This is a genomic window from Acinetobacter sp. 1424608, assembly GCF_000588255.1.
In the GTDB taxonomy this organism is placed as follows: Bacteria; Pseudomonadota; Gammaproteobacteria; order Pseudomonadales; family Moraxellaceae; genus Acinetobacter; species Acinetobacter nosocomialis.
In genome coordinates, this window is sequence record NZ_JFXL01000009.1 from 127,105 (window position 1) to 136,950 (window position 9,846).

A 9,846-nucleotide genomic window follows, 5' to 3' on the forward strand; every position below is an offset into this window, starting at 1 on the left:
GGGGGATGAGAATAGCTATTCTCATAATAGCTATTCTTTTAAAAGTATGAGCAGCGCCAGACAAATATTGGGGAAATAGCTATTTTTCTGGTGTTGACTCTGTAGTTTTCCCCATTCAGGGGGTAAGCAAAAGAAGCCTTTGCTATGAAAGAAATATTAAAAACTTTAACTGAAGCAATGACGCTACCTGAAGATAGCTATTCTGAACAAGATGCTGAGTTTCTTGAAATTTTTGTTGAAGAAATTGAAGAAATTTTTGTTGATTTGCAACCATTATTAAATGAATGGATGCAGTCTGAGAATACTGCTACGCTCACTGAAATTCGCCGCCATTTCCACACTTTAAAAGGTTCTGGAAGAATGATCGGTGCTAAATCTTCAGCTGAGCTTGCTTGGACAGTTGAAGACACGCTTAATCGCGTAATCAATCAAACCCTTAAATTGACTCCAGCAATCCAGAGCTATGTTCAATTAGTATTTAAGTTCTATTTTCTTAAATTAGTAGATAACTTTAAGCAAAAAAGAGCACATGCAGTAGATTTTCGACCGCTTATTTTATTAGGCCAACAACTACAACAACAGCAAAGTTTAGAACCTGCTTTAGAAGAGCTTTTACAACTTTCAAATACGCTTACTGCCGAAACAATGACTGGGCTTGAGCTAGACTATATTGAGCAAAACTCATTGGCTGAGCCAATTGTTGAAGACGTAGATACTGAAATTGCAATAAATCTAGATGAAACTTTGACCTTGTTTATGGAAGAGGCAGAGGAGCATTTAACTACAATTCATCAGTTCTTAAATCAAGAGCTGCATCAGTATGATAGTTATAATGCCTTAATACGCGCGCTACATACTTTGCGTGGCAGTTCTGCGATGGCGCAGGTCGAAACAATTTTTGAAGCCAGTACCAAAGTTGAGCACTTATTTAAAATACTGTTGCAAGAAGAACTTTCTTCTAACTCAGATGAAATTTTATTATTACAAGAATATCGTGAGTTTATTAGAGATAGCTTAGAGCTTCTATCTAAACATAGTTCAAATGAACAGCTTGAAGCGAGATTGCAGCAGTTTAATCAATCATGGGATGCTTACGTTGAGCAACATGGTGACCGAACAGATCCATTAACACCTTCTCATGGTTTGGTATCACAACTGTTGTTGTTAGATGTTTCTGAATTGTTAGATGCAGAGTTAGATTTTGAGAAAGGCATTCGTAATGAGTTTCCAGATTATCTTGAACGTCTAAGTGAACAAGCTGATTTGCTGTTACAACATACACATTCTCAAGCAATGCTGGGTTTACATGAATATACCAGTCAATTGAAAGAAAGTTATGATGTATTACTTGATAAACCTCTATTATTGCAATCAGACTATATATTTGAAATTTATCAAAAAGCGCATCAACAGCTTATTCAATTGTTCGATGCCTTGGCTGCTGGTCAGCGAGTTGGTATTGTTAAGCAACATCAAAGTATTCTAGAAGAATTAAAACTTTATACCCTACATACTCCGAGCGTTCACAATGACCTATCTCAGCAAGATCCTGCTTCTGTTGAGCCACTATTTAATATCGAACCAGAGCCAGAAGCTGCTGTTACGTTAGAGAATTTATCAGACTCTGCAGACTGGGCAGTATTAAGTCAGAGTGTACAGCAAGATCGCCAATATATTTCCTCTACACAGGTAAATCAAAACTTTGATCCTGACCTTTTAGATATCTTTCTTGAAGAGGCTGATGAGCTACTTGAGGGAATTGATACCGATCTCAATATTTGGGTAGGTGAGCAAGAAAACTTTGCAGCCCTGAATAATCTAATGCGCTATTTGCATACCCTGAAAGGTGGAGCAAATATGGTTCAGGCGACTTATCTAGGTTCGATTACCCATGAATTAGAAAGCATATATGAGCGTTTAATTCAAAAGCAGTTAGTTGCAACTTCACCTTTAATTGATTTTATCCGTTTAGTACAAGATGACTTGGCTGACCGACTGCAAATCATGCGTGAACAACAATTAGATTATGCAGCTCCTTACACAATTAACGCGTTAAAACGAGCAGGTCAAACTTCTAACTTCCAACCTGTACCAGTGGTTGAAGTATTTGATAGTGAAAGTGAGATCTTCTCTGAACAAGAGCTGATATCTGAAGTATTAATCGATGAAGTACCGGCAGAAATTGAGCCTGTTCTTACAGAATTAGAAGTTCATGATGATCAGATGGTATTTGATAACGTTGTTGCTGAGTTAGCTACGCCAGTTGAAGCAATAACATCTGTTACATCACAAGAGAATGAAGCGGTAGTTGAAGAACAGGATATTACGGCTGTTGTTGAGCAGACATTCCTAGAAGAAGCTGCTGAATTGTTAGAAATGGCTGATGGGCTATTGAAACAATGGTTTGAGCAGCGTACAAACCGAAGTATCTTGCTTCAATTACAAAGAGCTGTGCACAGTTTGAAGGGTGGTGCACGAATGGTCGGTTTAGAAGCCGTCTACGCGATTGCCTATCAACTCGAAAATACATTCGAACAATTTGCACTGCATCACTTCAACTCGAATATTTATGACCATTTGCTCGAAAGTGCAATTGCATGGCTAAAAGATGCTATTTTCAAGCATAACTATCAACATTTCGATGGATTACAACAAAGTTTAGAAAATATTCAATTCTTTGAAACGAATATCCAAATTCCGGCTAAGTTAACGAAAACTGATTTGTTTAGCTCAGAACCTGTGATGACCTTCATACAAGGTGATGGTACAGAACCACCACCAATGATGGGCGCATGGGAGCAAACAGAACGTCTGGATCAGAACAATGAAATGATCCGTGTTTCAGCAGACTTGATTGAGAAAATGATTGACTTGTCTGGTGAGAACTCGATTAACCGTTCACGAATTGAAATGGACTTGAGTCAGTTCGGTCATACATTGGCTGAAATGGAATTGGCTATTCAACGACTGGCCGATCAGTTACGACGAATGGAAGGCGAGTTAGAAACACAAATTATTGCTAAACACGGTATTGAGCATTCTCGCTATACCGACTTTGACCCTTTAGAGATGGACCAATATTCATCTTTAAACCAGTTATCGAAATCTCTTGCTGAATCTGCATCGGACTTGGTCGACTTTAAAAATACGTTATCTCACAAGATCAGAGATACAGAAAGTTTGCTTTTACAACAGTCGCGTATTCAGGCAGAAATTCAAGAAGGCTTGATGCGAACACGATTGGTTCCATTTTCACGTTTGTTACCGCGTTTGCAGCGGATTGTGCGTCAAACATCTACAGCCTTGAATAGACCTGCTGAGCTTTTCGTAAATAATACCGAAGGTGAGTTAGACCGTAACATTTTAGAACGCTTAGTGACACCACTCGAGCATATGCTCAGAAATGCAATTGACCATGGTCTAGAAGACCGGGCACAGCGCCAAAAGGTGAATAAACCGGAAGCAGGGCGTATTGAACTGAACATTCAGCGTCAAGGAACAGACGTTGTTGTTGTCTTTAGCGATGATGGACAAGGTATTGATGTTGAAAAAGTGCGCCAAAAAGCACTGCTTGCTGGTCTGATCAAGCCAGAACAAGATTTAGAAGAGCAAGATATTCTACAGCTAATTTTCCATCCAGGTTTAAGTACCGCAGAACAGATTACTCAGATTTCTGGACGTGGTGTTGGTCTTGATGTCGTACAGAGCGATATTAAAGCTTTAGGTGGACATGTTAGCGTTGACTCTGTTTATGGTAAGGGAACAACATTTACGATACGTGTACCGACTACTGTAGCTGTAAGTGATGCCTTAATGGTAAAAGTGGCAGATCAGCAATTTGCAATTCCACTTGCTCAAATCGATCGAATTGTTCGAGTTTCGCCAGCTTCTTTAGAGCAGTATTTTGAAAGCCCTAAAGAACTATTTGAATATGAAAATAAGCGATATCCCTTACGTTATCTTTCTGAATTTGTTGGTAATCAACCAATGCCACGACTAAATGGCATGATGTATTCATTACCTGTCTTAATGATTAAAGCCAACAATGGTCAAACTGTGGCGTTACTTGTCGATCAGTTAATTGGTTCTCGAGCTCAAATTGTAGTGAAACCAATTGGTCAACAGTTCTCTAGCATTGGAGCAATTGCAGGTGCGACCATCTTAGGTGATGGACAGGTTTGTTTAATTTTAGACGGGCAAAATATTGCGCGACAAATTCAGTCTACACCGCGTCATAAACAGCTCAATGAAGCAGTATATAGACAACGTGAATCAGACGAGCGCCGTCTCGTTATGATTGTCGATGACTCCGTAACTGTACGTAAGGTAACGTCTCGATTACTTGAACGCCAAGGCTACGATGTTGTTACGGCTAAAGATGGCGTTGATGCCATAGAACAGCTAGAAAATATTAAGCCAGATTTGATGCTGCTTGATATTGAAATGCCACGTATGGATGGTTTCGAAGTACTTAATCTTGTACGACATCATGATATGCATCAATACATGCCAATTATTATGATTACATCCAGAACAGGTGAAAAACATCGTGAACGGGCATTCTCGTTAGGTGTAAGTCAATATATGGGTAAACCGTTCCAAGAAGAAGAGTTACTAGAAAATATTGATGCTTTACTTGTAGCATTTGAAAGTGAGGTCAAATCATGAAAGGTAGTGTAAATACATCTTTGATCGGTAATATGGACCAACAAGAGCTACAGCATCTTATTACGGTTTCAACTGGTTTTATTGATGCCTATATCATTGAATGTAATGATGAGGTACCTATGTTGTTGCCGCAAAATATTGTGTTATCCGCCATGGACGTAAAAAATGGCGTAAAACATATTGAGTGGCATGATGTAAAGCTACCTATATACTCAGTCCATAATGCAACTGATCAATATGCTGTAGCACTGGTAATTGAAGGGGAAGATATCAGCCAACGTTTTGCTTTAATGTGTAAAACTATGCCGATCTCTGTTCGTTTACGTATTTCTGAAATTGTTGATGAAATAGATGAATACCAAGAAGCTGAACAACACCCTACAGTATTTAAATATGTGCGTATGCAAGATCAACGCTACCACATACCTAACCTAGAATATATTGAAAAAACTCTAGGTTTATAAAGAAAAAAAGGAACTCAAATGAGTTCCTTTTTTATAAAAATTAAATAAATTTTAAAATATAAAATCATATATTCCAGTATAGAGATAAGCATTCAAAAGAATGCTATATAAAGATTCTCAAAAATAAATTATCTAATTTAATAACCACGAATTATATTTCAGAATTTTCAAATACATATTCATAATTAAAAATAATAAAAAAGCACCCTAAAGAGGATGCTTTTTATCTAGTCAATGATCTTCAATATTTTAAGCAAGTAAGTTTTCTAAAATTTGCTCATAAATATCAGTTAAAGGATCAAGATCGTGTACATCCACATGTTCATTAATTTGATGAATAGTTGCATTTAGAACACCGAGTTCTAAAACTTGTGCACCTGTTGGCGCAATGAAACGACCGTCAGATGTACCACCACTAGTAGATAGCTCAGTCTCAGTACCAGTTACGTTCAAAATAGCAGTTTGAGCGGCATTAACTAATTCACCTACTGGAGTCAAAAATGGCAAACCAGATAAGTTCCAGTCAATCTCATATTGCAAACCATGCTTATCTAAAATTTCATGAACACGCTGTTTGAGCTGCTCAGCTGTAACTTCTGTTGAATAACGGAAGTTAAAAGTAACTTCTAAAGTACCAGGAATGACGTTGGTTGCACCAGTACCTGAATGAATATTTGAAATTTGGAATGAAGTTGCAGGAAAGTATTCATTTCCATTGTCCCAAACAGTTTGGCATAACTCTGCTAAGGCAGCCGAAGCTTCATGAATGGGATTGCGAGCTAAGTGAGGATAAGCCACATGACCTTGCTTACCATGAACATGTAGTACGCCATTTAAAGAACCACGACGGCCATTTTTAACAATATCACCTAATTTACTTGTACTTGATGGTTCACCGACCAAACACCATGTAATTTTTTCATTACGCTCTTCAAGTGTTTCAATAACTTTAACTGTACCGTTAACAGCAGGGCCTTCTTCATCTGAAGTAATTAAAAAAGCAATTGACCCTTTATGGTCTGGATGCTTTGCTACGAAACGTTCAGATGCAACCACCATCGCAGCCAACGCAGTTTTCATATCAGCTGAACCACGACCATAAAGTTTGCCATCACGAATTTCTGGTGCAAATGGGTCTGAATTCCATGCATCTAGACGACCTGTTGGAACAACATCGGTATGTCCAGCAAAACAAAACACAGGACCTTCAGTGCCGCGTCGAGCCCATAAATTGTCAACGTCCCCAAAACGCATTGGTTCAATATGAAAGCCAGCTTTGGCTAGACGATCAGCCATAATAGTTTGGCAAGTATGGTCAACAGGAGTAACAGAAGGCTGTTGTAAAAGTTGTAAGCTAAGCGAGAGAGTGTCTGAGTGGTTCATACCGGAAATTGCATGCTGAGTAGGGGAAATATAGTCCGATATAATAGGCGAATCTCTGAAGGTTGGGTATTTAAAAATAAAAAAACCTTATCGAAGTGATAAGGTTTTTCGAAGCTGTGCATAACTTACATTTTATTCTCAGTTTTTTGTGCGGTATTACTTACAGCATCACCAGCTTTAGAGACATCTTTACCAAAACCCTTGAACGTATTACAGCCAGTTAATACAAATGCAATCATTACAGACGCGACTAAAACTTTTTTCATCATTTTCTCCGTTTAAATTTAATAATGAAGTAAATTTAGATTAAAAAACAAACGTAAAAAGAAACATGACTATTTAATAGTAAAAACGTTATAAATTGTTTCTAGAAGTCCATACCTACTTGTAAAGTGGCATTTTTTCATTGTTAACAAGTGCTAGGCTTAGTAGAGGAGGACGTCTAAACATATAAAACTGTGTATCTTCGTTGTTCTTACAATATAAGCCATCTGTCCACCAATAAGCAGCGTTTGAACTTGCTTGTCTATTAGGACAAAGCCATTCATGTCTTTCTAGGCGATAAAATTTAGAGTCAGGAATAGTTGTGCCCCAGTATCCGAGTCGACGTGTTGAATTTACCCAATTGGGTATGGATTGTTTTTTGCCTAAATTCAAAGGTAGGTAGAGCTGGCCTTTTAAAACAGCAAAACGCTGTTGTACCTTAAAATCTAAAGCTTCTGAAAATTGGAACTGCTTATCGGTAAAGTGATACAGCTTTTTGCTCAAAGTATCTTCTCTATTTAACCCAATCCATTGTTCTAAATTTAACTGACCTTCACCCAAGTAATATTTTAGAGCAACTTCCCAGTGTTCAACTTGTTGTGTTTCTTTATTTAAAATTAAGAAATCGAGTTCACCTAAAGTTCTTGCACCCTCAATTTTTTGAATACTATGGCCTAATAACTGATAAGAATGGTATTGATCTTCCTGTAACCAAAACCAAAGTAAATTCTCAAAACGTAAACCTAAACGTGTACTTTTAAGGCGAGACATAAATTGGAGTAAAGGCTCAGGCGTCTCATCAAGTTGGTGTAAACGTGGTAAATAATTTTGAAAATGTTGTTTCCAAGTCTGATCAGAATGTAATTGAAAACTATGCCGAATAGAGAGGCTTTGGGGAAGTTGGCAAAGTAAATTAGGACTAGCAATGGTAAATGCTAATTGTCTTACCATTGGGTGGTTGAACTGTAACCATGGTTCAAAATAGGATGTCTTAACTGAGGCAATATTCATACGTTTAGTACTCGAAATAATTCATCCCAATTTCATGGTCGATCAACAAAACAATACCAGAAAAACACTTTATACTACGATCAACAATAGCTTAAGGTTTATATATGCGAACATTGTTTTGGCGAACTCTGGTCGTGATTTTTATCACGCTTGGTATTATTGGAGCAATTTTACCAGGCATGCCGACAACAGTGTTTCTTATTCTGGCTGCTTGGGCTGCCTCAAAGGGATGGCCTCAAATGGATGCATGGTTGTTAAATCATCCAAAATATGGACCAACTCTACGTGACTGGCGAGCAAATGGTACAGTACCGCGTAAAGCGAAGTGGATTGCCAGTATTATGATGACCGCAAGCGGTATTTTAATGCTGTTTACTTCTGCACCATTTTGGGTGAAAGTTTTCACTGATACTACCATGCTCGTTGTTGCAATTTGGTTATGGCTACGTCCTGAGCCAAAATTAAAAGATTGATAATCTTTTAATTTTGGCGCAAGACAAGCAGTGAAACTGCGCGTAGATAAAAGAAGATTGATAATCTTTTATTTTTGGCGCAAGACAAGCGGTGAAGCCGCGCGTGGATAAAAGAAAATTGATAATCTTTTACTTGCGACGTATGACGAGTTTTCCATTAATTTTTATTAAAGCTCAAAATAGTTGAGTTGATATAAGAGAAGAAATTCGATGTTCCAATTTAAACTTGAAGATGCAGATATTCTTATCGATTTAGCAAATCAAACTTTAAGCCTCCCTAAACATAATAAGTTTTATGTGGTTTCTACGGGTAAGAATGGAATTGGGGAACAGGAAAATACGGGGAAAACCCCACGCGGATGGCATCGGGTTGCCAAAAAATTTGGTATGCAATCTCCCAAAAACGCAGTTTTTATTGCACGACAGCCCACAGGTGAAGTCTATAGCAGTGAATTAGCCGCACAATTCCCTGAGCGAGATTGGATATTGTCACGCATTCTTTGGCTAGATGGTCTAGAAGAGGGCTTTAATAAAGGCGAAGGCCACGACACTATGCAACGTTATATTTATATTCATGGTACACCTGATAAAGAACCGATGGGGGTTCCAATGTCACATGGGTGCATTCGAATGCGTAATGAAGAAATTATTGAATTGTTTGATTTAGTCTCTGAAGATGCGCTTGTCTATTTGTCTGAACAATCTTTAACCTAAAATGGGATTTTAAAGATTATTGTTTAATTAGCCGAATGATCAAAATATTAAAATAAGTGCTTAAATAAAATACAAAAAATTGTTTTTTACTTAATAATGACTTATTTTTAATCATTCATTCGCATTTTTTTGAAAAGTTGTCGAAAAGCGTTTGACACCTGTTAAAGATTCTCTATAATGCACCTCACAAACGATGAAGACGTTAAGGGCGCTTAGCTCAGTTGGTAGAGCGTCTGCCTTACAAGCAGAATGTCGGCGGTTCGATCCCGTCAGCGCCCACCAAGCCTTTACGTTAAGCTCTCAAGTGCAGCGGTAGTTCAGTTGGTTAGAATACCGGCCTGTCACGCCGGGGGTCGCGGGTTCGAGCCCCGTCCGCTGCGCCACTTAAGACTTAACATCGTTTACCCCACAATTGCGATATTGTGAAAGTGCAGCGGTAGTTCAGTTGGTTAGAATACCGGCCTGTCACGCCGGGGGTCGCGGGTTCGAGCCCCGTCCGCTGCGCCACTTTTATAAAACGCTTTTGCAGGGCGCTTAGCTCAGTTGGTAGAGCGTCTGCCTTACAAGCAGAATGTCGGCGGTTCGATCCCGTCAGCGCCCACCATAATTTTTCAAATTTAAAAAATTATATGCACTAATTTATTTAGTGTTTTTTGCATTTCTGCTATTTATATTTCCTATCTATTTTATCTTTGCTATTGTTGGTCAAAACTTCTCTTTCTCTTTCTCTTTCTCTTTCTCTTTCTCTTTCTCTTTCTCTTTCTTAATTTTTTAAGTTCAGATTTATTACTTTAAATTGTGATTACTCTCTCGTTTAATGAAAGCTGCCATACCGTAAAGCAATAGCAGCTTTCTGAACTAACATTAAT

At 38.2% G+C, this 9,846-nt stretch carries 7 protein-coding genes and 4 tRNA genes; 8 read left to right on the forward strand and 3 right to left on the reverse strand.

Going from position 1 to position 9,846, the window contains the following annotated elements; translation table 11 throughout:
• The first annotated feature begins 144 nt into the window (after positions 1-144).
• Both J678_RS14605 and J678_RS14610 read left to right on the forward strand, forming a co-directional pair.
• Positions 145-4,668 (forward strand): hybrid sensor histidine kinase/response regulator, encoded by a 4,524-nt coding sequence (locus J678_RS14605; protein WP_031955747.1) that lies wholly within the window; start codon positions 145-147, stop codon positions 4,666-4,668.
• A complete protein-coding gene (locus J678_RS14610) occupies positions 4,665-5,132 on the forward strand; it encodes a hypothetical protein (RefSeq protein WP_002051358.1) in 468 nt (155 codons plus the stop codon). Before J678_RS14605 ends, J678_RS14610 begins: the two co-directional genes overlap by 4 nt.
• Positions 5,133-5,381: 249 nt before the next feature.
• Here the strand turns inward: J678_RS14610 and dapE are convergent, their stop codons facing one another.
• The 3 genes from dapE to J678_RS14625 all read right to left on the reverse strand — a co-directional run bounded on the left by dapE (position 5,382) and on the right by J678_RS14625 (position 7,790).
• Positions 5,382-6,515 carry a succinyl-diaminopimelate desuccinylase gene (dapE, locus tag J678_RS14615; RefSeq protein WP_017393881.1) on the reverse strand — a complete coding sequence of 378 codons (1,134 nt, stop codon included), beginning with the start codon at positions 6,513-6,515 and terminating at the stop codon, positions 5,382-5,384.
• 125 nt (positions 6,516-6,640) lie between these two features.
• A complete protein-coding gene (locus J678_RS14620) occupies positions 6,641-6,784 on the reverse strand; it encodes an entericidin A/B family lipoprotein (protein WP_002051109.1) in 144 nt (47 codons plus the stop codon).
• A 112-nt stretch (positions 6,785-6,896) separates the two neighbouring features.
• The gene (locus tag J678_RS14625) at positions 6,897-7,790 is read right to left on the reverse strand and encodes a DUF1853 family protein (RefSeq protein WP_017393880.1); all 894 of its coding nucleotides are present in this window, start codon (positions 7,788-7,790) and stop codon (positions 6,897-6,899) included.
• 104 nt (positions 7,791-7,894) lie between these two features.
• Between J678_RS14625 and J678_RS14630 the strand changes: the two genes are divergently transcribed.
• From J678_RS14630 to J678_RS14655, 6 genes are all read left to right on the forward strand, one after another.
• Positions 7,895-8,263, forward strand: a complete 369-nt coding sequence (locus J678_RS14630; protein ID WP_002051275.1) for a YbaN family protein — start codon at positions 7,895-7,897, stop codon at positions 8,261-8,263.
• 210 nt (positions 8,264-8,473) lie between these two features.
• Complete coding sequence (elsL, locus tag J678_RS14635) at positions 8,474-8,977, forward strand: cell wall-recycling L,D-carboxypeptidase ElsL (RefSeq protein ID WP_002051179.1); 504 nt, start codon at positions 8,474-8,476, stop codon at positions 8,975-8,977.
• A gap of 206 nt (positions 8,978-9,183) precedes the next feature.
• A tRNA-Val gene (locus J678_RS14640) sits at positions 9,184-9,259 on the forward strand.
• 24 nt (positions 9,260-9,283) lie between these two features.
• Positions 9,284-9,360: transfer RNA gene (locus J678_RS14645), tRNA-Asp, on the forward strand.
• A 47-nt stretch (positions 9,361-9,407) separates the two neighbouring features.
• Positions 9,408-9,484: transfer RNA gene (locus tag J678_RS14650), tRNA-Asp, on the forward strand.
• 21 nt (positions 9,485-9,505) lie between these two features.
• Positions 9,506-9,581, forward strand: a tRNA-Val gene (locus J678_RS14655).
• The last annotated feature ends 265 nt before the right edge of the window (positions 9,582-9,846 follow it).